This window comes from Variovorax multivorans (genome assembly GCF_051216835.1).
Taxonomy (GTDB): Bacteria; Pseudomonadota; Gammaproteobacteria; order Burkholderiales; family Burkholderiaceae_C; genus Variovorax.
Genome location: NZ_JBPJZL010000008.1, coordinates 206,201 through 229,721, shown reverse-complemented (window position 1 = coordinate 229,721; position 23,521 = coordinate 206,201). Strand labels below are relative to the sequence as shown.

The 23,521-nt window shown below is 64.9% G+C and carries 19 protein-coding genes; 12 read left to right on the top strand and 7 right to left on the bottom strand.

Annotation, left to right across the window (positions count from 1 at the left end):
- Positions 1-40: 40 nt before the first annotated feature.
- Positions 41-370, bottom strand: a complete 330-nt coding sequence (locus tag ACSFCA_RS22665; RefSeq protein WP_435461269.1) for a hypothetical protein — start codon at positions 368-370, stop codon at positions 41-43.
- Positions 367-5,211 (bottom strand): RHS repeat-associated core domain-containing protein, encoded by a 4,845-nt coding sequence (locus ACSFCA_RS22660; RefSeq protein WP_435461268.1) that lies wholly within the window; start codon positions 5,209-5,211, stop codon positions 367-369. The genes ACSFCA_RS22665 and ACSFCA_RS22660 overlap by 4 nt, the downstream gene beginning before the upstream one ends.
- Positions 5,212-5,583: 372 nt before the next feature.
- Between ACSFCA_RS22660 and ACSFCA_RS22655 the strand changes: the two genes are divergently transcribed.
- The 3 genes from ACSFCA_RS22655 (at position 5,584) to ACSFCA_RS22645 (ending at position 8,775) form a co-directional block, all read left to right on the top strand.
- On the top strand, positions 5,584-6,690 hold the full coding sequence (locus tag ACSFCA_RS22655; RefSeq protein WP_435461267.1) for an AI-2E family transporter: 1,107 nt from the start codon (positions 5,584-5,586) through the stop codon (positions 6,688-6,690).
- 137 nt (positions 6,691-6,827) lie between these two features.
- The gene (locus ACSFCA_RS22650) at positions 6,828-7,265 is read left to right on the top strand and encodes a DUF2141 domain-containing protein (protein WP_435461266.1); all 438 of its coding nucleotides are present in this window, start codon (positions 6,828-6,830) and stop codon (positions 7,263-7,265) included.
- Between the two features lie 13 nt (positions 7,266-7,278).
- Positions 7,279-8,775 (top strand): carotenoid oxygenase family protein, encoded by a 1,497-nt coding sequence (locus ACSFCA_RS22645; RefSeq protein WP_435461265.1) that lies wholly within the window; start codon positions 7,279-7,281, stop codon positions 8,773-8,775.
- 6 nt (positions 8,776-8,781) lie between these two features.
- Here the strand turns inward: ACSFCA_RS22645 and ACSFCA_RS22640 are convergent, their stop codons facing one another.
- Positions 8,782-9,684, bottom strand: a complete 903-nt coding sequence (locus ACSFCA_RS22640; protein WP_258353506.1) for a LysR family transcriptional regulator — start codon at positions 9,682-9,684, stop codon at positions 8,782-8,784.
- A 110-nt stretch (positions 9,685-9,794) separates the two neighbouring features.
- Between ACSFCA_RS22640 and gcl the strand changes: the two genes are divergently transcribed.
- The 3 genes from gcl to ACSFCA_RS22625 are packed head-to-tail and all read left to right on the top strand — an operon-like array spanning position 9,795 to position 13,335.
- On the top strand, positions 9,795-11,585 hold the full coding sequence (gene gcl / locus ACSFCA_RS22635) for a glyoxylate carboligase (RefSeq protein ID WP_435461264.1): 1,791 nt from the start codon (positions 9,795-9,797) through the stop codon (positions 11,583-11,585).
- Positions 11,586-11,607: 22 nt separating this feature from the next.
- Positions 11,608-12,393, top strand: a complete 786-nt coding sequence (hyi, locus tag ACSFCA_RS22630) for a hydroxypyruvate isomerase (RefSeq protein WP_435461263.1) — start codon at positions 11,608-11,610, stop codon at positions 12,391-12,393.
- Between the two features lie 33 nt (positions 12,394-12,426).
- A complete protein-coding gene (locus ACSFCA_RS22625) occupies positions 12,427-13,335 on the top strand; it encodes a 2-hydroxy-3-oxopropionate reductase (RefSeq protein ID WP_093178036.1) in 909 nt (302 codons plus the stop codon).
- Positions 13,336-13,338: 3 nt separating this feature from the next.
- Here the strand turns inward: ACSFCA_RS22625 and ACSFCA_RS22620 are convergent, their stop codons facing one another.
- Positions 13,339-14,676 carry an NAD(P)/FAD-dependent oxidoreductase gene (locus ACSFCA_RS22620; RefSeq protein WP_435461262.1) on the bottom strand — a complete coding sequence of 446 codons (1,338 nt, stop codon included), beginning with the start codon at positions 14,674-14,676 and terminating at the stop codon, positions 13,339-13,341.
- Positions 14,677-14,886: 210 nt separating this feature from the next.
- Here ACSFCA_RS22620 and ACSFCA_RS22615 point away from each other — a divergent pair, with 210 nt between their 5' ends.
- The 6 genes from ACSFCA_RS22615 (at position 14,887) to ACSFCA_RS22590 (ending at position 21,160) form a co-directional block, all read left to right on the top strand.
- Positions 14,887-17,187 (top strand): NADP-dependent malic enzyme, encoded by a 2,301-nt coding sequence (locus ACSFCA_RS22615; protein WP_435461261.1) that lies wholly within the window; start codon positions 14,887-14,889, stop codon positions 17,185-17,187.
- A gap of 190 nt (positions 17,188-17,377) precedes the next feature.
- Positions 17,378-18,409 carry an ABC transporter substrate-binding protein gene (locus ACSFCA_RS22610; protein WP_426389810.1) on the top strand — a complete coding sequence of 344 codons (1,032 nt, stop codon included), beginning with the start codon at positions 17,378-17,380 and terminating at the stop codon, positions 18,407-18,409.
- Positions 18,409-19,269, top strand: a complete 861-nt coding sequence (locus ACSFCA_RS22605) for an ABC transporter ATP-binding protein (RefSeq protein ID WP_426389812.1) — start codon at positions 18,409-18,411, stop codon at positions 19,267-19,269. The genes ACSFCA_RS22610 and ACSFCA_RS22605 overlap by 1 nt, the downstream gene beginning before the upstream one ends.
- An 11-nt stretch (positions 19,270-19,280) precedes the next feature.
- The gene (locus ACSFCA_RS22600; RefSeq protein ID WP_093058140.1) at positions 19,281-20,051 is read left to right on the top strand and encodes an ABC transporter permease; all 771 of its coding nucleotides are present in this window, start codon (positions 19,281-19,283) and stop codon (positions 20,049-20,051) included.
- Between the two features lie 25 nt (positions 20,052-20,076).
- Positions 20,077-20,451 (top strand): toxin-antitoxin system YwqK family antitoxin, encoded by a 375-nt coding sequence (locus ACSFCA_RS22595; RefSeq protein WP_435461259.1) that lies wholly within the window; start codon positions 20,077-20,079, stop codon positions 20,449-20,451.
- 13 nt (positions 20,452-20,464) lie between these two features.
- Entirely contained in the window at positions 20,465-21,160 is a 696-nt protein-coding gene (locus ACSFCA_RS22590) for a hypothetical protein (RefSeq protein WP_435461258.1), read from the top strand.
- A gap of 69 nt (positions 21,161-21,229) precedes the next feature.
- Here ACSFCA_RS22590 and ACSFCA_RS22585 read toward each other — a convergent pair whose 3' ends face one another.
- From ACSFCA_RS22585 to ACSFCA_RS22575, 3 genes are read right to left on the bottom strand one after another with little or no spacing between them, the layout of a single operon-like run.
- Positions 21,230-21,451, bottom strand: a complete 222-nt coding sequence (locus ACSFCA_RS22585) for an oxidoreductase-like domain-containing protein (protein WP_093058118.1) — start codon at positions 21,449-21,451, stop codon at positions 21,230-21,232.
- Positions 21,452-21,464: 13 nt separating this feature from the next.
- On the bottom strand, positions 21,465-22,817 hold the full coding sequence (locus ACSFCA_RS22580; protein ID WP_435461257.1) for a sensor histidine kinase: 1,353 nt from the start codon (positions 22,815-22,817) through the stop codon (positions 21,465-21,467).
- Between the two features lies 1 nt (position 22,818).
- The gene (locus ACSFCA_RS22575; protein WP_435461256.1) at positions 22,819-23,502 is read right to left on the bottom strand and encodes a response regulator; all 684 of its coding nucleotides are present in this window, start codon (positions 23,500-23,502) and stop codon (positions 22,819-22,821) included.
- Between the last annotated feature and the right edge of the window lie 19 nt (positions 23,503-23,521).

Sequence of the window (23,521 nt, the reverse complement as noted above, 5' to 3'; positions counted from 1 at the left end):
GCCCTAAAACCCATAACGCCGCTCGCCTGAATGGAATTTTTCAACACTCATCTTTAATGCGAAACGCCCCCTTCAAACTTACTTCACAATCCAAATCTCCGTCCTCGTAGCACCTTACAGCCTCACCGTGCAACGCATTTCTTACCAGATCATATAATTTCATTGATCTGAAATTCACCTCTAACCACATGGAGAAATTGCTTTCCAGAATCAGTCGAGCATCATATTCAGCCGCGGACTGTAGAAGCCGATCTTTTAGACAAATCTCCTGTTCTTGAGATTTGATATAAGCATCACTGGACTTCAACGAATCTATGACGCGTTGCATCAAAAATTCATCGTCAAACACCAATCTATATTCATAGCTCATGATCCATGCGCCCTTCCTCGAACAAATGGCAAGTCAATAGGATTACGAATCCCGATATGCGTCTCCTTGGGGTCCAGCGAAACAATCCCACGATCACTTAGTTGATTTCCGATGGGATCTTCCTTGTGGACGTGCGCATTATTTCCCGATTTATATGGACAAGGGCATTTGTTTCCATATTTATGAACCCTGACTTCTGACCCATCCGCATGTGTCCAAGTTTCATTAACACCATTGTTTTTCTTTTTGGAAAAACCCGAATTGCTCAGCATTGACCCAACATTCGGCACGCTTCGCCCCTTCATCCGAGGCAAATCGGATGCGGCTGAAAGTCCCAATGGATCAACCCATTCAATAGCGTTGCTTGCGTACTCGAACACATTGAAGCCGCCAGCCAGCCCGATCGGGTCCTTTGATGCGAAGCGCCCCGTCTGCGGGTCGTAATACCGATATCGGTTGTAGTGCAGCCCCGTCTCTTCATCCCAATACTGCCCTTGGAAGCGGATCGGATTCCGAAACCCCGCTTTCCTGCCCGCCTCGCTGATCGCCTGCCTCGCCTCACCCCACGCCTTGTAGCTCGCCGACCAGGCCACACGCCCCTCATGATCCGTCAGCTCCTGCGGCGTGCCCAGATGGTCGCATTGGTAGAAAGCAATCTCTTCCTTGACGAATGGCGCAGGCGTTTGGCTTTGTTCTCCATTCCATAGCGGATCCTGCTCGATGTCATAGCGTCCGCCGTTGTCGGCCATCAGCGCTTTCACATCCGTCATCTGGTTCAACGCAACTGCCCGCGCTTGCCGGATCTGCACCAGCGGCACGAACGAGCCGGGTTCATGGATGTAGTGGACGCTGTCGCCCTCCCATGCCTGCTCCTGCTGCGCCTCCGTGCTCTGCGTACTCTCGAACGCCAGCGTGTCCCCGTCCCAGCCGAACAAGGTGCAGGCATGCCGCGTGCGCTTGCCGATGCGCCGGCCCAGCGGGTCGTAGCTGAAGCTCGTGATTTCGCCGAAGGTTTCGGCGCTGCGCATGCGGTTGTAGCCGTCCCAGGTGAACACCGTCTTTTCGCCGTTGCGGCTGCGCTCGATCAGGTTGCCGCGCTCATCCCACTTGTAGTGGGTGCCGGCGTAGTCCTTCAGCAGGTTGTCCATCAGCTTGCCGACCATGCTGCGGCCGTCACCGCCCGAGCGAACGGCAACACGATTGGTGGTGCGGCCCGCCGGCTGCGCACCGCCTTCCACGTCTGAAGACGAGTCGCCGATGTTGCCCGCTGGATCGAACGCGAAGGTCTCGCGCCCCAGCCGGCTGTTGGCTTCGAGCAGTCGCCCTACCGGGTCATAGCGATAGCTCAGGTTGCCGCGCCGGCTGTCGCCGATGGCGATCAACTGGCCGGCCCTGTCGTATTGGTAGCTGCGGCGGATGCCGGTGGGTTCGAGGGCACCGCGCCTGGTCTGGGAGATTTGCTGCTCCAGCAATCGGCCGGCCGGGTCGTAGTTCTGTCTCTGTATGAGCCCGTTGGCCTGCTCGCGCGCAATCTCGCGGTGCAGGTTGTCGCGCTCGAAGCCCAGGATGTCTTGCCCGTCGATGAGCAATCCGTGGACATGGCCCGAGCCGTAGGTCAGCCATTGGGTGACGTGGCCATCCGGGCGGATGGTGGCTATGCGCTGATTGAGTTCGTTGTAGCCATGCTGCCAGACCGCGGTGCGTGCGCCCTCCACGTAGAGCTGATGCTCGCGCGTCAGGTTGCCCGCGGGGTCATAGAACCATTGCAGCTTCGCATCGCTGTTCCTGGCTTCAATCAATCGGCCGTTGCGGTCGTAGGCAAAGCTTTCGGCGTCGCCGCCGGCCTGGCGCTCGCTCAGGCGGCCGATCGGATCGAATTGCAGCAGCGTGGTGTGCTCGCCCTCGACCACTTCCGCCAGCACCCCGGTGGACTCTTCATAGCGATACCGTGTGATCTTGCGGTCGAAGCCGGTTTCTTCCAGCAACCGACCCACCGGGTCATAGCGGAAGCTGTAGCGACTGCGGTTCTCGTTGTGCAGTTCGCTCAGGCGTCCAAGCAGGTCCCAGCGGTACTTGAGCGTGTGGCCTGCCGCGTCGGTGCGCTCGGACACGAGGCCGGAGCGCGTGTAGTCGTAGCTCGTCCTGCGTCCCAGCGCATCGGTGTGCGCGAGCAGGCGTCCCTCAGCGTCGTGCACGAAATACTCGCTGGTGTTGTCGGGCAGGGTGATTTCTTCGAGTTGGCCTGGACGGTTGGCGTTCGTCGCGGTCGTGGCCTGCCGCTGTCCGTTCGCCCCGGTGTAGCGATAGCGGGTGCTCTGGCCCATTGCATCGGTCGCTTTGACCAAGCGCCCCTGCTCGTCGTATTCCCATCGAGTGGTCTTGCCCGAGCAATCGGTGTGGCTGGCAAGTTGACCAGCGTACGTGTAGGCCAGCGTCTTGACGCCGCCCTTCGCATCGGTAATTCGCAACGGCCGGCCGGCCTTGTCGTAGGCGTATTCGGTCTTGTGCCCCAGCGGGTCGATCTCTTCGACGAGGTTGCCGTCGGCGTCGTAGTCGCGCTTCCAGACACCACCCTCGGCGTCGCGCAGGCCCGTCATGCGCCCGCGCTTGTCGTGCGCAAGGTGCACCTGGCTGCCGTCGGCTCGGGTGTGGGTCCGCAGGTTACCGTCGGCGTCGTAGCTGAAGTCGTCCGTGCTGCCATCGGTATGAACATGGCGAGTGATGTTCTTTGCTTCATCGCGGAAGAACCACTCCTGGCGCTTGTCTGGATGGACGATCCGGTAGGTGTAGCCGAGGATGTCGTAGTAGTACCAGGTCTCGCCGCCAAGCGCGTCGGTCGCATAGGTCAACCGGATGTTCCTGTCCCACTCCAGCTTGAGGGCAAAGCTCCCGTCATCACTCCACTCGCGCACGGCCTTTGCATCGGCGCCGGTGCCGTTGTATTCGAGGTTCATGCCGCGGCCGGTGCGGTCGGTGTAACGGGTCACGAGGTGATGGCTGTAGCTGTAGCTCCAGCTCTCGCCGTTTTCGTCCTGGGCCGAGACGAGGTCGCCTTCGGCATCGTGAACATAGGCGGCGAGTTGGCGCACGACCTGGCCGCCCTTGATCTCCCATAGGCTGGTGATCAATCCACTTTGCGCATCGGGGCGCGTGCCGACATGGGCAATCGTGAGCCCACCTTGCTTGCTGATGATGTCGCTCAGAACCTGCTCGCCTGTGGCTGCAATCACGTGGTCGTAGCGCAAGCCGATGACGGCTTCCTTGCCGGCATGCAGCGCGACGAGACGAAAGTGCTGCCTGCTCTGGGTCGAAACCTTGCGAGCCACGGTATTCACGAGTTCGTAGACCTCGCGCCAGTCGCTGGCCTCGCCGGCCGATACGGGCTTGCCGAAATCCACGGTCAACAGCGTCTCGCTCAGACGTGTGAGCGTCACTTCTTCGATGGCATCGCGATGGCCCTGGCCCACAGCCAGCAGCGGGTAGGCATGACTGCGGCCGTCCGCGCCGTGATAGATCAGGCTGAGCTGGCCGGCTCGCGGACCTTGGGCCGGCGTGGCGATGTCCACGCGAGTGCTGTAGGGCGTGAGCCATCTCGCACCGAGGCTGCCTTGATCGAAAGCGCCAAGATTGCTGCGGTAGGTGCGCGCCCAGGTGATGGGCAACGGCGCAGCCAGCGTGAAGTCGACGTGAGTGAAGCTTTCACAGCCGGTCGCAAGGCTGATGGCGAACTTGCTTGCCGAGGGCACCGGTGCACCGGAAACCGGACAGTTCTTGCAACCGGGGTCGCCATTGACAGGAGCCTGCACACGGAGGTGCTCGACCCGGGTGTCGGCCCTGTTCTTTGTTGCTTCGGCACCGGCACCTGGCGACACGATTGCCGCGCGCAGGCTCTTCCGCTGCGCAATGGCCGCCAGCAGCTTGCGCAGCAGCCACATGATGCTGCCCTCCAGCTCCTGGCTGGCGAGGTCCGTCAGTTGCTTGCGAAAGTCCACCTTCAAGGTGCTCAGACTCGCGATCACCTCGTTGACCTTGACCCTGACGCTTTCAGGCAGGTAGCCGGCTGCCTTCCTGGCGGCGTAGTTGGCGGTTCGTTTGGCCGTGCCCTCGGAGTACTTCACCGCCCGGCGCCACATGCCGCTCCATGTGCTTTGGGTCTTGGGGTCGTAGTCGTTGGTTTCCGCGGCACCCGGATTGGCGATGGTGAAGAGGCCTTGCCCGCCGAGAACGCGCTGGAGGATGCCGATCAGGTTGTCCAGGATGCTGTCGGAGAGCCTTGCACAGTCTTCCAGAATGCCCGAGAGCCTGGCGATGGCCCCGTCGATGAAAGTCTCAAGTTCACCGACGATGGATGCATTCAGATGTCCCACCAGCGTGGTGACGATGGTCTCGCCAAGATTCCTGGCCCCATGCATGAGCTCTTGCTTGACCAGATGCAGCGTGGGCCGCAGGCTCATGCGCGCTGCGGCCATGGTGGGCGGTGCAGGAATCAGGCCGATGAGATTGATGCCCAGGCTGGCCCAGTTCAGGAACCTTGTGACGGCATCGGTCGACCTCTTCTCGAGGATGGTGACGATGTCGAGAAACACATCCACCAGCGCCATGATGTTGCCCACGATGGGGATGCTGCCCAGCACCGTGGTCAGCCGATCGAGCGTGACGTAGCCGCCGGTGAAGGAACGTAGCCACTCGTCCACCACCTTGCTCGCGGCGGCGATATCTTCCTTGGCGACGGTGTTCAGCGGAGCGACGGCCGTCTGAGGCTCGCGCTCGGCGGTCGATGTCGGTGCAGGCTGGCCTTGGTGTGTGTTCGATGGTGGCTGCTGCGGCGTGTCTGGTCCCATTGCCCAGTTTCCCTGACTGCGTCTGTTCTGTTGTGAAAATCAATTGAAAAGAGAAGGCTTGGCCGCGCCGGGTCATTGCCGAATCAGTGCATGCAGATACGACAAACCGCCTAAAGGCAATTCGCTAATTCGCTCTATACGAATATCGATTGCAAATTGAGCTTCACGCCCACCTCCTCTTTCACTTCCCGCAAATCATTCTAGAAAGCGATCAGGCGCAAATACGGGTATCTAAATAAACGAACGGTCTCTGGTGCGTGATTTATCTCAATATACGCAACGCAAAAAGGGCGGCCCCTCAATTGATCGAGTGAGACACAACCGGCGAACGGCTCCCGCCGCCGCTACGCTCGGCTACAGTCCGAGACAACTATGAACTCACCCCAACTCCAGCGCGGCGTGTTCCTCGCCCTTCTCGCCGCCGTGACCGCCGCCTTCCTCTGGGTGCTGATGCCGTTCTTCGGCGCAGTGCTGTGGGGGGTGGCGCTGGCGATCCTGTTCACGCCGCTCTACAAGTGGCTGCTGAAGAAGATGCGCGGCAAGCCCAATGCCGCGGCTCTGTCGACGCTGGCGATCTGCCTGTTCATCGTGATCCTGCCGCTGGCGATGGTGGGCGTGTCGCTGGTGCAAGAGATCGCGCTGGTCACGCAGAACATCCGCTCGGGGCAAATCAACTTCGCGGCCTACTTCCAGCAGATCCTCGATGCCTCGCCGCAATGGCTGCTGAACCTGGTGGAGCGCTTCAACCTCGGCGACATGGCAGCCTGGCAGGCGCGCGTGTCGGCCATCGCCGGGCAGGCCAGCCAGATCATCGCGAGCCAGGCGCTCACCATCGGGCAGAACACCTTCGACTTTGTCGTCAGCTTCTTCGTGATGCTGTACCTGCTGTACTTCCTGGTGCGCGACGGCGCGACGCTGTCGAAGACGATGCGCGATGCCGTGCCGCTGGCCAAGCCGCACACGCACTACCTGCTCAACAAGTTCACCACCGTGATCCGCGCCACCGTGAAGGGCAACGTGGCTGTGGCCATTGCGCAGGGCACCATCGGCGGGCTGGCCTTCTGGTTTCTCGGTGTGCAAGGCGCGCTGCTGTGGGCGGTGCTGATGGCATTCCTCTCGTTGCTGCCCGCCGTGGGTGCCGCGCTGATCTGGGGGCCGGTGGCCATCTACTTCCTGGCCACGGGGCATTTCTGGCAGGGCGGCGTGCTGATCTTCGTGGGCGTGTTCGTGATCGGCCTGGTCGACAACATCCTGCGCCCCGTGCTGGTGGGCAAGGACACGCAGATGCCCGACTACATCGTGCTGATGTCGACCATCGGCGGCATGGCGATCTTCGGCATCAACGGCTTCGTGATCGGGCCGGTGATTGCGGCGCTGTTCATGGCCGCGTGGAGCCTGTTCGCGGATTCGGGGCACGTGGGCGCCGGGCACGAGGCGACTGAAGGCGCGGAAAGCGCCGGAGACAAGAAAAAGGGCTGAGGCAGGCACGGGCGCCGACCCGTTTGCCCCCGCCCGCGCGCATTTCACGCGCGCAAACCTGCGTTTCGTCACATGGCGCTGGGCATCACGCCCAGCCTGCGAGATCGTCGGGCCTCCAACTTCCAACGAGGCCCGCCATGCAACTTCCCGCCCTCCTGTCCCGCCCGGTCGTGCGCGCCCTGTGCACCGCCGTGGCCCTCGCGCCTTTCGGCGCCCTTGCCGCCGATCTGAGCCTGAGCGTCGCCGACGGCCCCACCGCCGAAGCCACGCTCTACGTCGCGCTGTACAACGACGCCGCCGGCTACGCCGACAGCAAGGCCGTGGCCTCGCAGACAGCGCCGATGCGCGAAGGCAAGGCCCGGCTCGTGTTCGCGGGGCTGGCCCCGGGGCGCTATGCGCTGCGCGTGTTCGCCGACGAGAACGGCAACGGCAAGCTCGACACCAACCTCATGGGCATGCCGACCGAGCGCTACGGCTTCTCGAACGACGCCAAGGGCAACCGTGCCCCGCCCACCTTCGAGGCCGCGGCTATCAGCGTCGACGCCGACCTGCAGACCGTCATTCACCTGCACTGAGGAGCAAACCGCCATGGAACGACGCGAACTCCTGCGCCTGCTGGTTTCAGCCGGCGCCCTGCCCTTGCTGGCACCGCTGGCGCGCGCCGCCGGTACCGACGATTGGCAAGCCCAGTTCGAAGCCGCCAGCGCGCCCTGGAAGACCGGCTTCGCCACGCCCACGGGCGACCTGCCGCTGACCCGCGCCACGGTGCGCGGGCGCTTTCCCGATGCCGTCGCCGGCACGCTGTTTCGCATCGGCCCGGCCGGCCACGACCTGGGCGGCGAGCGCTATCACCACTGGTTCGACGGCGACGGCATGGTGCACAGCTTCATGATCGACGGCGCCGACGTGCGGCACCAGGGCCGCTATGTCGCCACGCCCAAGCGCGTGGCCGAGACGAAAGCCGGCCGCCACCTGTTGGAAGCCTTCGGCACCATGCCGCCGGGCGTGGAGCCACCGACCTCGGCCGACAGCATCAACGTCGCCAACACCAGCGTGCTGCCGATGCGCGGCGAGGTGCTGGCGCTGTGGGAAGGCGGCTCGGCCACGCGTATCGATGCGCGCACGCTGGACACACTGGGCGTGAAGACCTGGCGCCCCGACCTCGCGGGCATGCCGTTCTCGGCCCATCCAAAGGTCGACCCAGACGGCACGATCTGGAACTTCGGCGTGAGCTCCGGCCAGGGCCTGCTGGCGCTGTACGAGATCGCGCCCGAAGGCACGCTGCGTCGCGCGGCCGTGGTGCCGGTGGCCGACATGCCGATGGTCCACGACTTCGCCGTGACCGAGCGGCACCTGGTGTTCCTGATGCCGCCGCTGGTCTACGACGGCAAGCGCAAAGAGGCCGGCGCGAGCTTTCTCGATGCCCACGTCTGGCGGCCCGAGCTCGGCATGCGCGCGCTGGTGGTCGACAAGCAGAACTGGGAAAAGCGCCAGATGCTCACGCTGCCGGCCGGCTTCCTCTTTCACGTCGGCAACGCCTGGGAAGAAGACACGCCGCGCGGCACGCAGATCCACATCGACTACGTGCGCTCGGACAACGCCGACTCGGTGTTCACGACCAACCGCGAAGTGATGCGGGCGCGCGTTGTAAGAAGCACCCATCCACACCTGACCGTCGCCACGCTGAATCTCGGCACTGGCGAAGCCACGCAGAAGGCCCTGCCGCTGGAGGCCGAGTTTCCGCGCATCGACCCGCGCCGCGTGGGCATGCGCCACCGCAACGTGGTTCATGCCACGCAGATCCGACCTGATATTCCGGGCTTCGGCTCGATCGCGCGCACAAACGTCGAGACCGGCCGCAGCCAGTGCTTCAGCTACGGCGCGCAGGCCATGGTGGAAGAGCACGTCTTCGTGCCGGACGGCTCCAAGCCGGGCTGGGTGCTGGGCACAGTACTCGACTTCGGGCGGCAGAAGACGGTGCTGTCGTGCTTCGCGGCCGACCACCTGGCGGCGGGGCCGGTGGCGCAGGCCACGCTGCCCTACGCGCTGCCGCTGGGCCTGCACGGCGCGTTCGTTGCGGCCTGAAGAAGCTCAGGCCGCCCACCAGCCTTCATCGAAGCGCCCCTGCAGGAAGGCCACGAAGCCCGACACCTTGCCCGGCACCAGCTTGGGCGAGGGAAAGACGGCGTGAATCTCCTGCTCGGGCAGCGCGTGGTCGCCGAGCACTTCGCGCACCTTGCCCGCGGCCAGCGAGTCGCTGGCCACGTAGCGCGGCATCAGCGCAATGCCCAGCCCGTCGCGCGCGGCGGCCAGCACGGCAGAGAGGTTGTTCGAGCGGAAGCGGCCCGACACGGGCACCGTCACCGGCTCGCCCCTGGGCGTGTGCATGCGCCAGAACTCGTCGCCCACCACGCTGCTGTAGATGAGCGCCACGTGCGAGCTAAGGTCCTGCGCGCGCTTGGGCGTCCCGTGCTTCTTCAGGTAGGCCGGTGACGCGACCATCGCCCATGGGTTGACGCCCAGGTAGCGCGCGCCCAATGACGAATCCGCCAGCTTGCCCATGCGGATCGCCACGTCTATGCCCTGCGCGATCAGGTCCACATAGCGGTCCTCGAAGCTCAGGTCGAGCTGCACCTGCGGATGCCGGCGCATGTATTCGAGCGCCAGCGGCACCACCACGCGCCGCCCGAACGCCACCGAGGTGCCCACGCGCAGCAGCCCCTGAGCCTGGTTCTGCCGCAGCTGCACGATGCTGTCGGCCTCCTCGGCCTCGCGCACGATGGTCTTGCACTTCTCGTAGTACAGCGCGCCCGGCTCGGTGAGGCTCACGCCGCGCGTGTTGCGGTTGAGCAGGCGCACCTTCAGCCGCGCTTCCGTGGCCGCGACCTGCTTGGTCACGGTGGGTTGCGTGGTGTTGAACTCGCGCGCCGCCTTCGAGAAGCTGCCGGTCTCGACCACGCGCACGAACATTTCCATTGCCAAGAGTCTGTCCATGGGCCGGATGGTAGTCACTTATTCCGCCATGGAATAGGTTTTATGGTCCCCAGCCGTCTTCTTCGAATGGCCCCCGCTTCCTACAGTGGGACCACCTCAAGGAGACTCAAATGGCAAAGATGACAGCGGTGCAAGCCGCGGTTCTGGTGATGGAAAAAGAAGGCGTGACGCAGGCCTTCGGCGTTCCGGGCGCTGCAATCAACCCGATGTATTCGGCGCTGCGCCAGCGCGGCAGCATCTCGCACATTCTTGCGCGCCACGTCGAAGGCGCCTCGCACATGGCAGAGGGCTACACCCGCGCCATCGCGGGCAACATCGGCGTGTGCATCGGCACCTCGGGCCCGGCGGGCACGGACATGATCACGGGCCTGTACTCGGCCTGGGCCGATTCGATCCCCATTCTCTGCATCACCGGCCAGGCGCCGCGCGCGCGGCTCTACAAGGAAGACTTCCAGGCGGTCGACATCGAGTCGATCTCCAAGCCCGTCACCAAGTGGTCGGTCACGGTGCGTGAGCCGGGCCAGGTGCCGCAGGTGTTCCAGCAGGCCTTTCACCTGATGCGCTCGGGCCGCCCGGGCCCGGTGCTGATCGACCTGCCCTTCGACGTGCAGATGGCGCAGATCGAATTCGACATCGACAGCTACGAGCCGCTCAAGCCCTACAAGCCGGCCGCCACGCGCGCCCAGATCGAAAAAGCCATCGGCATGCTGAATGCGGCCGAGCGCCCGCTGATCGTGGCCGGCGGCGGCGTCATCAACGCCGATGCGGCCGACCTGCTGGTGCGCTTTGCCGAAGCCACCGGCGTGCCGGTGATTCCCACCCTGATGGGCTGGGGCGCGATTCCCGACGACCATCCGCTGATGGCCGGCATGTGCGGCCTGCAGACCAGCCACCGCTACGGCAACGCGACGATGCTGGCGAGCGACTTCGTGCTCGGCATCGGCAACCGCTGGGCCAACCGCCACACGGGCTCGGTCGATGTGTACACCAAGGGTCGCACCTTCGTGCACGTGGACATCGAACCCACGCAGATCGGCCGCGTGTTCACGCCCGACTTCGGCATCGTTTCAGACGCCAAGGCCGCGCTCGAACTCTTCGTCGAAGTGGCCGAAGAAATGAAGGCTTCGGGCCGCCTGCCCGACCGCCGCGGCTGGGCCAAGCAATGCATCGAGCGCAAGAAGACGATGCTGCGCAAGACCAATTTCGACGACGTGCCGATGAAGCCGCAGCGCGTATACCAGTGCATGAACAACAACTTCAGCAACGACACCTGCTATGTGAGCACCATCGGGCTCTCGCAGATCGCGGCCGCGCAGTTCCTGCACGTGTACAACCCGCGCCACTGGATCAACTGCGGCCAGGCCGGCCCGCTGGGCTGGACCATTCCCGCCGCGCTGGGCGTGCGCGCCGCCGACCCGACGCGCAAGATCGTCGCGCTCTCGGGCGACTACGACTTCCAGTTCATGATCGAAGAGTTGGCCGTGGGCGCGCAGTTCAAGCTGCCGTACATCCACATCGTGGTCAACAACTCCTACCTCGGCCTGATCCGCCAGGCGCAGCGCGGCTTCGAGATGGACTACTGCGTGCAGCTCGCCTTCGACAACATCAACGCGGGCCCCGATGCAGGCATCGAGAGCAGCTACGGCGTGGACCACCTGAAAGTGGTCGAGGGCCTGGGCTGCAAGGCCATTCGCGTGAACAAGCAGGAAGAGATCGCGCCGGCCATCCGCCGCGCCGAGGCGCTGATGTCGGAGTTCAGCGTGCCGGTGGTGATCGAAGTGATGCTCGAGCGCGTGACCAACATCGCGATGGGCACCGAGATCGACAACATCACCGAGTTCGAGCCGCTGGCCGAGACCATCGCCGATGCGCCGACCGCTGTTGCGGCCATGCTGGATTGAGACTGCAAGAAAGAAAAACGACATGCCAAAGTTCGCAGCCAATCTCACGATGCTCTTCACCGAGCTGCCTTTCATGCAGCGCTTCGAGGCCGCCGCCAAGGCGGGCTTCGAGGGGGTGGAGTACCTCTTCCCCTACCCCTTCGAGAAGAAGGAACTTGCCGCCGCCCTGCGCAACAACGGCCTGCAGCAGGTGCTGCACAACCTGCCGGCCGGCGACTGGGACAAGGGCGAGCGCGGCATCGCCTGCCACCCCGACCGCACGGGCGAGTTCGCCGAAGGCATCGGCGTGGCGATCGACTACGCGACGGCGCTCGGCTGTCCGCAGGTCAACTGCCTGGTCGGCAAGGTGCCTGCCGGCGTGAGCAGGGAGCTTGCGCACAAGACGGTGGTCGACAACCTTCGCCTTGCCGCGCGCGAGCTCGAAGCGGCAGGTTTGCGCCTGCTGATCGAGCCCATCAACACCTTCGACATTCCGGGCTTCTTTCTCACGCGCACCGAGCAGGCACTGGTGCTGATCGAAGAAGTCGGCTCGGCCAACCTGCGCGTGCAGTACGACATCTACCACGCGCAGCGCATGGAGGGCGAGCTGGGCAACACGCTCACCAAGCACCTCGCGCAGATCGGCCACATCCAGCTGGCCGACAACCCGGGCCGCGGCGAGCCGGGCACGGGCGAGATCAACTACCCATGGCTGTTCAGGCACATCGATTCGCTCGGCTACGACGGCTGGATCGGCTGCGAATACAAGCCCCGCGCGACCACCGTGGAAGGCCTCGGCTGGCGCCAGGCGCTCACGCAGAAGCAATGAACCTCGAGAACATCGGATAAGGAAACCAGAGACATGACGACCCAACAAAAAATCGGATTCATCGGCCTCGGCATCATGGGCGCGCCCATGGCGGGCCACCTGCTCGACGCGGGCCACCAGCTGTTCGTGAACACGCAGGGCAACACGCCCGAGCCTTTCATCTCGAAGGCCACGATCTGCGCCTCGGCCGCCGAAGTGGCGCGCCAGGCCGACATCATCTTCATCATGGTGCCGGACACGCCCGACGTCGAGAAGGTGCTATTCGGCGAACCGGGCACGCAAGGCGTGGCCGAAGGCCTGAAGGATTCGCGGGGCAAGATCGTGGTCGACTGCAGCTCCATCGACCCGATTGCCACCAAAGGCTTCGCCAAGCGCATCATCGCGCTCGGCGCGGGCTACATCGACGCGCCGGTCTCCGGCGGCGAAGTGGGCGCCAAGGCTGCCAGCCTCACGATCATGTGCGGCGGCGACGAAGGCACCTTCGAGCGCGTGAAGCCGCTGCTCGACAAGATGGGCAAGAACGTGACGCTGGTGGGCGGCGCTGGCGACGGCCAGGTCTGCAAGGTGGCCAACCAGATCATCGTGGCGCTGAACATCGCGGCCGTGGGCGAGGCGCTGGTGTTCGCCTCCAAGGCCGGCGCCGATCCGGCCAAGGTGCGCCAGGCGCTGATGGGCGGCTTCGCCAGCTCGCGCATTCTCGAAGTGCATGGCGAACGGATGATCAAGCGCACCTTTGCGCCGGGCTTCCGCATCGCGCTGCATCAGAAGGACCTGAACCTCGCGATGCAGAGCGCGCGCTCGCTGGGCGTGTCGCTGCCGCAGACGGCGGGAGCCGCGCAGCTTATGAACGCATGCGCGGCGCTGGGCTATGGCCAGTTGGACCACTCGGCGCTGGTGCGCGCGCTCGAAGCGCTTGCCCAGCACACGGTCACTCCCGACTGAAGCTCAAGGTTTCGCAGCTTCCAGGGATTCCTTGAGGTTGCGCCGGCGCCATGCCCAGGTCTTGATGGCCTGCGGCAGGATGCCCAGGCACGACGCGTAGTACGTCACCTTGAAGCCCCAGAAACGCGGGCCAATGGGAGTGTTGCGGAACAGGTCGCCGGCCAGGATGGACAGCAGCGCCTCCTGCATCCGCCAGATGTTGCGCGGGTTCATGAACAGCCGGCGGATGGCCGGCGAGGTGATGCGGTAGATGAACCACGAGAACATCTGCGGTCCGCGCTTCATCACCTTCTCGTAGTGGCGGAAGGCCTTCTCGGCTTCCTTCGCCTCGCCCTTGAGCCAGTGGTTGGCCGCGGTGGCGGCCTCGAAGCCGCTGTTCATCGCCAGGTACACGCCCGATGAGAACATCGGGTCGACGAAGGCGTAGGCATCGCCCACCATCATGAAGCGATCACCGCGGCAGAACGCGGAGTCGTAGGCGTAGTTGCCGGTGGAGGTGGCGCCCTCCATCAGCGTGGCGTTCTTCAGGCGCTCGGCCAGCTTGGGCGCGAGCGCGATGGTTTCCATCAGGAACTCTTCGAGCGTGCCCTTTCGGTTCTTGAAGTACGCAGGCGAGGCTACCGCGCCAACGCTCACGGTGCCGTCCTTCAGCGGGATGTACCAGAACCAGCCGTGGTCGAACCAGAACAGCGTGATGTTGCCCTCGAAGCGGCCCGGCCGGCGCTCGGCGTTGGCGAAGTGGCCGAACAGCGCGGCACTGGCGTGCTTGCGGTTGCGGCGCTTGGCGTCGAACTGGTTCGACAGCAGCGTGTCGCGCCCGCTCGCGTCGATCACGAAGCGCGGTCGCCAGGCGGTCTCGGTGCCGTCGTCGGCCTTGACCTTCACCAGCGGGCGGTTGTCTGGCGTGCCCTTGCCCGCATCCATGTCCACGCCCGTGACGCGCTGGCCCTCGAAGGTGCGCGCGCCGCGATTGCCGGCATGGCGGAACAGCAGTTCGTCGAACTCCGAGCGGCGCACGTGCACCGCGTACGGAAAGCTCTTGTCCATTGCCTCGCCGAAGTGAAAGTGGCTGGTGTGGTCATGCCAGGGCGAGACGAACTCGGCGCCGTGCTTGCGGATGCCGATGGCCTCGACCTCGGTGCGCACGCCCAACCGGTCGAACAACGGCATGTTCATCGGCAGCAGCGACTCGCCGATGTGAAAGCGCGGATGCTGCGCCTTTTCGATCAGCACCACGTCGTGCCCCTTGTCCGCGAGCAACGCGGCCACCGTGGAGCCCGAAGGGCCGCCGCCGATGACCACGACATCGGGGTCGTTGCTGGTGAAAGGTCCGGATGTCATGCGCTATTGCCCCTCATTGGTTTTGTCGTTGTTGGAGATTCCCCGGCCAATACCCTGTTAACCGTAGGTAACGATCTGCAGTTTAGCGAACCGGCCAGCCCGTCTTATCAAGCTAAAGATATAGATCCAGGCGTTTTCGGCATTCACCCTGTAAGAAGTGGCCACGCTTTTGCGGTAGCCTCATTGCCCGTCAGAAACAAGGAGACTTTCATGGCTGCACCCCTTTCCCCTGCAGAAGAAGCACTTCGCGAGGCAGCGCGCGAATACCACCGATCGCCCGTCAAGGGCAAGATCTCGATCACCCCGACCAAGCCCCTGCTGAACCAGCGCGACCTGTCGCTGGCCTATTCGCCGGGCGTGGCGTATCCCTGTCTCGACATCGCGGCCGACCCGTCCACCGCCTCCGAATACACCGCGCGCGGCAATCTCGTGGGCGTCATCACCAACGGCACGGCCGTGCTCGGCCTGGGCAACATCGGCCCGCTGGCCGCCAAGCCGGTGATGGAAGGCAAGGGCTGCCTGTTCAAGAAATTCGCCGGCATCGACGTGTTCGACATCGAGCTGGCCGAGAACGACCCCGACAAGCTGGTCGACATCATCGCGGCGCTGGAGCCCACGCTGGGCGGCATCAACCTCGAAGACATCAAGGCGCCCGAGTGCTTCTACATCGAGAAGAAGCTGCGCGAGCGCATGAACATTCCGGTGTTCCACGACGACCAGCACGGCACGGCCATCATCTCGGCCGCCGCGCTGCTCAACGGCCTGGAGCTGGTCGGCAAGAAGATCGAAGACGTGAAGATCGCCGTCTCGGGCGCCGGCGCCGCAGCCATCGCCTGCCTCGACGTGATGGTGGGCCTGGGCGCCAAGCCCGCCAACATCTACGCCTGCGACTCCAAGGGCCTGATCTACATGGGCCGCGCGGGCGGCTTCGACGAATCCAAGGCACGCTACGCCCAGAAAGACACCGGCGCCCGCACCCTGGCCGACGTGGTGAAGGACGCCGATGTGTTCCTGGGCTGCTCGGCCCCGGGCGTGATGACGGCGGACATGGTCAAGACCATGGGCACGCAGCCCATCATCCTGGCGCTGGCCAACCCCGAGCCTGAAATCCGCCCCGAGCTGGCCAAGGCCGTGCGGCCGGACTGCATCATTGCCACGGGCCGTTCGGACTACCCGAACCAGGTCAACAACGTGCTGTGCTTCCCGTACATCTTCCGCGGCGCGCTCGATTGCGGCGCCAGCAAGATCACCGAAGAAATGAAGCTGGCCTGCGTTCGCGAGATCGCCGACCTCACCAAGGCCGACATCAGCGAAGAGGTGGCCACCGCCTACGCCGGCCAGGAGCTGGCCTTCGGCCCCGACTACATCATTCCGAAGCCCTTCGACTCGCGCCTGATCCTGCGCATCGCCCCGGCCGTGGCCAAGGCCGCCGCCGCCTCGGGCGTGGCCTCGCGTCCGATCGAAGACATGGACGCCTACCGCCAGCACCTGACGCGCTTCGTCTACCAGACCGGCATGTTCATGCGACCGGTGTTCAGCGCCGCCAAGATCGCCACCGCCAAGCGCGTGGCCTACGCCGAGGGCGAAGACGAGCGTGTGCTGCGCGCCGCCCAGTGGGCCGTGGACGAAGGCCTGGCCAAGCCCATCCTGGTGGGCCGCCCCGCCGTGATCGAGGCGCGCATCAAGAAGGCCGGCCTGCACATCCGCACGGGTATCGACTTCGAGATCGTCGACCCCGAGGACGATCCGCGCTTTCGCATCTACTGGGAGAGCTTCCACAAGATCATGGGCCGCCGCGGCGTGACGCCGGAGGCCGCCAAGACCATGGTGCGCCGCTCGAACACCACCATTGCCGCGCTGATGCTGCACCTGGGCGACGCCGACGCCATGATCTGCGGCCTGGTCGGACGCTTCGACGTGCACCTGGAGCACATCCGCAACCTAATCGGCCTGAAGCGCGGCGCGCCCGGCTTCGCAACGCTGAACGCGCTCACGCTCGAAAAGCGCACGGTCTTCATCACCGACACCAACGTGAACGAAGACCCGAGCGCCGAGCTGCTGGCCAGCATCGCGCTGATGGCCGCCGAGGAAGTGCGCCGCTTCGGCCTGCCGCCGAAGGTGGCCTTCCTGTCGCACTCGAACTATGGCACCTCCAGCCGCGGCTCGGCCCGCAAGATGCGGCTGGCGCGCGACCTGTTCGCGCAGATGGCGCCCGACATCGAATGCGACGGCGAAATGCACGGCGACGCGGCGCTGTCGGAAGAAGTCCGCCGCACTGCCCTGCCCGAAACCACGCTGAGCGGCGAAGCCAACCTGCTCGTGTGCCCGAATCTCGATTCGGCGCACATCCTCTACAACGTGCTGAAGATGACGGGCGCCAACGGCATCACGGTCGGCCCGGTGCTGCTGGGCGCCGCGAGCTCGGCGCACGTGCTGACGCCTTCGTCGACGGTGCGCCGCATCATCAACATGACGGCGCTGGCGGTGGCGAAGGTCACGGTCGACAAGTAAGAGCCTTCAGCCGGTGGGTGTTTTTGCCCGCCTTCGGTGCCAAAAACGCGGCCTCGCCGCGTTTTTGCATTTGAGGGGTGCAAAGACGCACCGTCTCGATCCACTGGAAGGGTTCGCACCAATCGCGTGCGGGCACCGTTTTTGCTTGAATGCCGAAGCATTCACCTTCCCCTAACGGATCGATCTCCGCATGAACAAGCGCCAACTGCTCCAGTCCTTCCTCGCCGCCTCGGCCATCTGCTTCGGCCTTACACCGGCCCTTGCACAGAGCCCGACGCCGATCAAGTTCCAGCTCGACTGGCGCTTCGAAGGACCGGCCGCGCTGTTCCTGCACCCCGCCGCCAAGGGCTACTTCAAGGCGGCCGGGCTCGACGTGACCATCGACGCGGGCAACGGCTCGGGCGGCACCGTCACGCGCGTGGCCTCGGGCGCCTACGACATGGGCTTTGCCGACCTCGCGGCGCTGATGGAGTTTCACGCCAACAACCCCGACAGCCCCAACAAGCCGGTCGCGGTGATGATGGTCTACAACAACACGCCGGCCTCGGTCATGGCGCTCAAGAAGAGCGGTATCACCAAGCCGGCCGACCTCGCCGGCAAGAAGCTGGGCGCGCCGGTGTTCGACGCGGGCCGCCGCGCGTTCCCGATCTTCGCCAAGGCCAACAACATCGGCGCCGTCAACTGGACCGCCATGGACCCGACGCTGCGCGAAACCATGCTGATGCGCGGCGACATCGACGCGATCACCGGCTTCACCTTCACCTCGCTGCTCAACCTCGAGGCGCGCGGCGCCAAGACGGCCGACGTGGTGGTGCTGCCCTACCCCGACTACGGCGTGAAGCTGTACGGCAACGTCATCATCGCCTCGCCCAAGCTCATCAAGGAGAACCCGGCGGCGGTGAAGAAATTCCTCTCGGCCTTTGCCAAGGGCGCGAAGGAAGTCATTGCCAACCCGGCCGTGGCCATCGAATCGGTGAAGGCGCGTGACGGCATCATCGACAGCAAGCTCGAAACGCGCCGACTGCAGCTGGCCATCGACACCGTCATCAACAGCCCCGACGCACGCGCCGAAGGCTTCGGCGCGGTCAACGCAGGCCGCATGTCGCTGATGGCCTCGCAGGTGTCGGACGCCTTCAACACCAAGACGCGCGTGAGCCCCGACGCGGTGTGGACCGCCGCTCTGCTACCGCCCGCCGCTGAACTGAACATCCTGAAGAAGTGATGGCGGACGCATCGCAAGACGCGGCTGCAGCGCCTTTCGTCGACTTCCAGGACGTCTGGCTCGCCTACAACGAAGAGCTGCTGCGCGAGAACCACTTCGCGGTCGAAGCCATCGACCTGAAGGTCAAGCGTGGCGAATTCATCGCCATCGTCGGCCCCTCGGGCTGCGGCAAGTCGACCTTCATGAAGCTCACCACGGGGCTGAAGATGCCCTCGATGGGCAAGATCCGCATCGACGGCCAGCCCGTAACCGGGCCGCTCAAGATCTCGGGCATGGCCTTTCAGGCGCCTTCGCTGCTGCCGTGGCGCACCACGGTCGACAACGTGCTGCTGCCGCTGGAAATCGTCGAGCCCTACCGCTCGAACTTCAAGGCCAAGCGCAAGGAGTACGTCGAGCGCGCGCGCAAGCTGCTGCAGAAGGTGGGCCTTGCGGGCTATGAAGACAAGTTTCCGTGGCAGCTCTCGGGCGGCATGCAGCAGCGCGCGAGCATCTGCCGCGCGCTCATCCACGAGCCGAAGATGCTGCTGCTCGACGAGCCCTTCGGCGCGCTCGACGCGTTCACGCGCGAAGAGCTGTGGTGCATCCTGCGCGACCTCTGGACCGAGCAGCAGTTCAACGTGATCCTGGTGACGCACGACCTGCGCGAATCGGTGTTCCTCGCCGACACGGTGTATGTGATGAGCAAGAGCCCGGGACGCTTCGTGGTCAAGCGCGAGATCGATCTGCCGCGTCCGCGCGAGCTCGAACTCACCTACACGAAGGAGTTCACCGACATCGTGCTGGAGCTGCGCGGGCACATCGGAGCCATCCGCAACACCGGCATCAGCGCGGCGCAGACGGCCGCGGCCGTGTCTCACTGAGCGGGCGCACCATGAAGAACACCAAACAAATCGAACGCTGGTCGCCATGGCTGCTGCTGGTCGCAGTGCTCATCCTGTGGCAGGTCATCTGCGCGGGCTTCGAGGTCTCCGACTTCATCTTCCCGAGCCCCTGGCGCATCTGGACGCAGTTCTGGGAATACAAGGAAATCATCGCGGGCCACGCGTGGCGCACCTTCTGGGTCACGATGGCGGGCTTTGGCCTGGCGATCGTGGTGGGCGTGCTGCTGGGCTTCGTGATCGGCAGCTCGCGCATCGCGTACGCGGCCATCTACCCGCTGATGACCGCCTTCAACGCACTGCCCAAGGCGGCGTTCGTGCCCATCCTCGTGGTGTGGTTCGGCATTGGCGTGGGGCCGGCGATTCTCACGGCCTTTTTGATCAGCTTCTTCCCGATCATGGTCAACATCGCGACCGGCCTCGCCACGCTGGAGCCGGAGCTCGAAGACGTGCTGCGCGTGCTCGGCGCCAAGCGTTGGGACGTGCTCATGAAGATCGGCCTGCCGCGCTCCATGCCCTACTTCTTCGGCTCGCTGAAGGTGGCGATCACGCTCGCCTTCGTCGGTACCACGGTGAGCGAGATGACGGCTGCCAACGAAGGCATCGGCTACCTGCTGATCTCTGCAGGATCGGCCATGCAGATGGGCCTGGCCTTCGCGGGCCTGATGGTGGTGGGCGCAATGGCCATGCTGATGTACGAGCTTTTCAGCGTGATCGAGAAGCACACGACTGGTTGGGCGCATCGCGGGTCGCAGAATCAGTAGACCTTGAAGCGAACCGTGGTCCGAGGTGAAACTCGGAGGTGGGCGCCAGCATGTTCGCCAATTCGCCCGCCAACACCAAGGCACGAGCATCGAAGCCGATCTCAACATCGCCGAGATTCCCTACGAATCGGGAGCGATCAAGTTCCGCTATGCGAGGGTGCTGTCGCCCGACAAGGCCCGATGGGTTCGGCACGGCCTCTTCGTTGCGTATCACGAGGATGGCACGGTGGCATCCGAAGGGCAGTACGTCGATGGCAAAGAGGACGGGCTTTGGCGCGACTTCCATCCGGACGGACGGCCTGCAGCCGAGGGCCGCTATCGCGAGGGCCAGGAGGTCGGCGTGTGGCGATTCTGGAATCTCGACGGAACCGAAGAGCCGGGCACGAACTACGACAACTGACGGCCAACGGCGGTTGCCCGGCCTTGCGACAGAATGCCGGATCGATGGGAGCCACATCCAGATGTTCTTTTCTCGCAAACCGAAGCCGCCGCCTTCAAGGCTCATTCAACTCCACGAGTACCTGGGCATTCTCGAAGGAGGCACCGAGGATCACGCCGCAGGCGATGCGGTCAAGCGCAGTGCCTTGGAGCTTGTGCATGGCCTTCGTGAACCCCTGCGATTGAACGCATGGACTGTCCCTGAACTGGCGCAGGTCTTCGCCCGCCGCTCCAAGGCGGACGATGCACTGCTGGTTCATGTTCCGCTCGGCATCCCGGATTGCTTCTTCATCGCCATATTCAGGAACGGTGCGGCCGCCGCGCAGGACTACCTTCTTTTCGACATCGGCGCGGAGTACCAGCAGCCCATGCTCGATTGCCCCGACTTCGGTGTGGCGGAAGCGGCGAACGAAGCCAACATCCGCCACTGGGTCCCGTTGCTGCAGGACGATGCGAACGCGTTCGCAGTCATCGAACTGCGTGGCGGCACGTACATGCAGGTGTTCGCCGATCCCAAGGGCTTTCATCTGGAGCACCAGCTGGTCACAACCGGGGCGCACTACCGCAGCACCGAGCCCGTCAGCGCCGATCAGGCCGTCGACACCCTGGTGTCCTACGCATGCGGAAAATACGAGTGGGCTTACAAGCACTGGGAGCGGCTCGAGCTGTAGGCCGCTGCGCTCGAAGGCTTTGCCGTGCAGGCCGTGTGATGGCCCTCGGTGCCGGCATCGCCTGAGCCATCAACCGAGCAGCAGCGAAGCCTCGTCGCGCCAGTAGGCCACGGCGGCGAGCCAGCCCTCCCACACGCAACCGTTGCAGCCGCGCCCGCAGCAGGTGGTGGGCTCTGGCGGCGGCGCGCGCATCGCGAGCCCTGCGGCATCGAGCAATGCCTGCACGCGCGCGATAAGCGCTTGCGCGCCGGCGAGGTTCGTGGGTTCGGGCAGCCGGTCGATGGCGTTCATGGCGGGCAGATCTTCATGCTTCGAGGTTCAGCTCCAGCCGCATCTTCGCCCCGCCCGATTCGCTCGACCCGATCGTGAGTTGCCCACCGTGCAGGCGCGCAACCTCGGCCACGAGGTGCAGCCCGAGCCCCGCGCCGCGCCCTCGCGGCACGAGCCGGTGAAACGGCGCCACCACGCGCTCGCGGTCTGCCGCCGGAATACCGGGCCCGGAGTCGAGCACCTCGAAGCCCGATGGCTCCCACAGCCGCACCTGGATGTCGCAGCCCTGCCCGCCGTGCTCGATGGCGTTCTGGATCAGGTTGCTGAGCGCGCGTTCGAGCGAGGGCGCATCGCCGCGCACCCACAGCGGCCGCGGCGCATCGACCGACAGCGTGCACCGGTTCATGATCGCCAGCGGCGCGATGTCGCCCGCAACGCGCTCGCACAGCGCCTTCAGGTCGACCTGCTGCTGGTCGTGCACCGCGACGTGGTCCAGCCGCTGCAGGTCGAGCAGTTGCTCGGCCAGCGTGGCGAGCCGCGCCGAGGCCTGCATCAGCTTGACCTTGAGCGGGCCGTCCTGCAGGCCTTCGAGATGGATCTGCAGCGTGGTGATCGGCGTGCGCAGCTCGTGCGCGGCGTCGGCGAGGAAGCGCTCCTGCCGGTCGTAGCCTTCGTTGAGCCGGTCGAAGGCACGGTTCACAGCGTTGACCAGCGGGCGGATCTCGCTGGCCACGTTGGCCAGCGGCAGGCGCGTGGTGCGCTCGTGCACGTCGATGCTCTCGGCATGCTCGGCCGTGGCCACCACGCCCTTGAGGCCGCGCTTCACCACGAAGGGCGTGGCCAGAATCACGCCGAGGCAGGTCACCAGCGCCATCGGCGCCACCAGAAAGAGAAAGGCGATGCCCGTGCCCTTGAGCGTGTTCCTCACCGTCAGCGGGCCGCCGGTCTGCACCATCACGGCCACCAGACCCGCACGCGTCTGCGCGCGCTCGAAGCGGGCCTTGGGCCGGGTGTTGTCGTCCTCAGGGTTGAGGGCCATGCGCTCCATGTCGCCGAGCACGTTGAAAAGCGTGGAATAGACAGGCGGCACGTCGCCGCTGCGCACTTCCGAGCCGTGGGCATCGCGCGCGATGAACCAGAACGGCGGATCGGCCTTCTGCAGGCGCTGCACTTCCGCCGTCGGCTCGACCACCAGTTGCCCGTCGGGGCCGCGCGCCAGCGCGCGCTGGATCACGGTGACGGTCTCCTGCCCGGTCTCGTCGACCACGCGGCCCAGCACCCAGGCCAGCCCGAGAAAGCCGCCCATCACAAGCGAGCCGACCACCACCTGCAGCAGGATCAGGCTCCAGATCAGCCGCCAGCGCAGCGAGAGCAGGCTCAGTGTCATGTCATGCCACCGGACGAGCCGCGCAGATAAGGTAGCCGACGCCGCGGATGGCATGGATCTCCACCTGCGCGCCGGCCTTGTCGAGCTTGGAGCGCAGCCGCGACACGTGCGTGTCGAGCGCGTTCGACTGGATCTCGTCCTTGTGGCCGTACACGCGGTCTTGCATGGCCTCGCGCAGCACGGTACGGCCGCGGTGTTCGAGCAGTGCCTCGAGCACCAGCAATTCGCGCCGCGGCAGCGTGAGGCAAAGATCGCCTACGTGGGCCTGCCGCATGTGATGGTCGAAGCGAAGCTGCCCGAGCGTCATGACGAGGTTCGCGCGCACCGCGGGGCGCCGCGCCAATGCGCGCACGCGCGCCATCAGTTCGTCCATCGAGAAGGGCTTGGCGAGGTAGTCGTCCGCGCCGCCGTCGAGGCTCAGCACGCGCTCGGCCACGTCGGTCATGGCCGTGAGCACCAGCACCGCTGTGGCGATATCGTTCTGCCGCAGGAAGGCCACGAGCGAGAGGCCGTCGCCATCGGGCAGGCCGCGGTCGAGCACGATCACGTCGTGCTGCGCAGACAGCGATGCTTCCTCGGCCTCGCGCAGCGAACTCGCCACGTCGACCACCGCCTGGTTCTGCCGCAGCGCCGAGGCCAGGGCTTGCGCCAGATCGACTTCGTCTTCGACGAGCAGGATTCTCATGAGAGGTGCGGCAGAGGCT

What these genes read in the sequence shown, in the direction of transcription:
- ACSFCA_RS22665 (WP_435461269.1), bottom strand. Translation starts at nt 370, where the DNA reads ATGAGCTATGAATATAGATTGGTGTTTGACGATGAATTTTTGATGCAA.
- ACSFCA_RS22660 (WP_435461268.1), bottom strand. Translation starts at nt 5,211, where the DNA reads ATGGGACCAGACACGCCGCAGCAGCCACCATCGAACACACACCAAGGC.
- ACSFCA_RS22655 (WP_435461267.1), top strand. Translation starts at nt 5,584, where the DNA reads ATGAACTCACCCCAACTCCAGCGCGGCGTGTTCCTCGCCCTTCTCGCC.
- ACSFCA_RS22650 (WP_435461266.1), top strand. Translation starts at nt 6,828, where the DNA reads ATGCAACTTCCCGCCCTCCTGTCCCGCCCGGTCGTGCGCGCCCTGTGC.
- ACSFCA_RS22645 (WP_435461265.1), top strand. Translation starts at nt 7,279, where the DNA reads ATGGAACGACGCGAACTCCTGCGCCTGCTGGTTTCAGCCGGCGCCCTG.
- ACSFCA_RS22640 (WP_258353506.1), bottom strand. Translation starts at nt 9,684, where the DNA reads ATGGACAGACTCTTGGCAATGGAAATGTTCGTGCGCGTGGTCGAGACC.
- gcl (WP_435461264.1), top strand. Translation starts at nt 9,795, where the DNA reads ATGGCAAAGATGACAGCGGTGCAAGCCGCGGTTCTGGTGATGGAAAAA.
- hyi (WP_435461263.1), top strand. Translation starts at nt 11,608, where the DNA reads ATGCCAAAGTTCGCAGCCAATCTCACGATGCTCTTCACCGAGCTGCCT.
- ACSFCA_RS22625 (WP_093178036.1), top strand. Translation starts at nt 12,427, where the DNA reads ATGACGACCCAACAAAAAATCGGATTCATCGGCCTCGGCATCATGGGC.
- ACSFCA_RS22620 (WP_435461262.1), bottom strand. Translation starts at nt 14,676, where the DNA reads ATGACATCCGGACCTTTCACCAGCAACGACCCCGATGTCGTGGTCATC.
- ACSFCA_RS22615 (WP_435461261.1), top strand. Translation starts at nt 14,887, where the DNA reads ATGGCTGCACCCCTTTCCCCTGCAGAAGAAGCACTTCGCGAGGCAGCG.
- ACSFCA_RS22610 (WP_426389810.1), top strand. Translation starts at nt 17,378, where the DNA reads ATGAACAAGCGCCAACTGCTCCAGTCCTTCCTCGCCGCCTCGGCCATC.
- ACSFCA_RS22605 (WP_426389812.1), top strand. Translation starts at nt 18,409, where the DNA reads ATGGCGGACGCATCGCAAGACGCGGCTGCAGCGCCTTTCGTCGACTTC.
- ACSFCA_RS22600 (WP_093058140.1), top strand. Translation starts at nt 19,281, where the DNA reads ATGAAGAACACCAAACAAATCGAACGCTGGTCGCCATGGCTGCTGCTG.
- ACSFCA_RS22585 (WP_093058118.1), bottom strand. Translation starts at nt 21,451, where the DNA reads ATGAACGCCATCGACCGGCTGCCCGAACCCACGAACCTCGCCGGCGCG.
- ACSFCA_RS22580 (WP_435461257.1), bottom strand. Translation starts at nt 22,817, where the DNA reads ATGACACTGAGCCTGCTCTCGCTGCGCTGGCGGCTGATCTGGAGCCTG.
- ACSFCA_RS22575 (WP_435461256.1), bottom strand. Translation starts at nt 23,502, where the DNA reads ATGAGAATCCTGCTCGTCGAAGACGAAGTCGATCTGGCGCAAGCCCTG.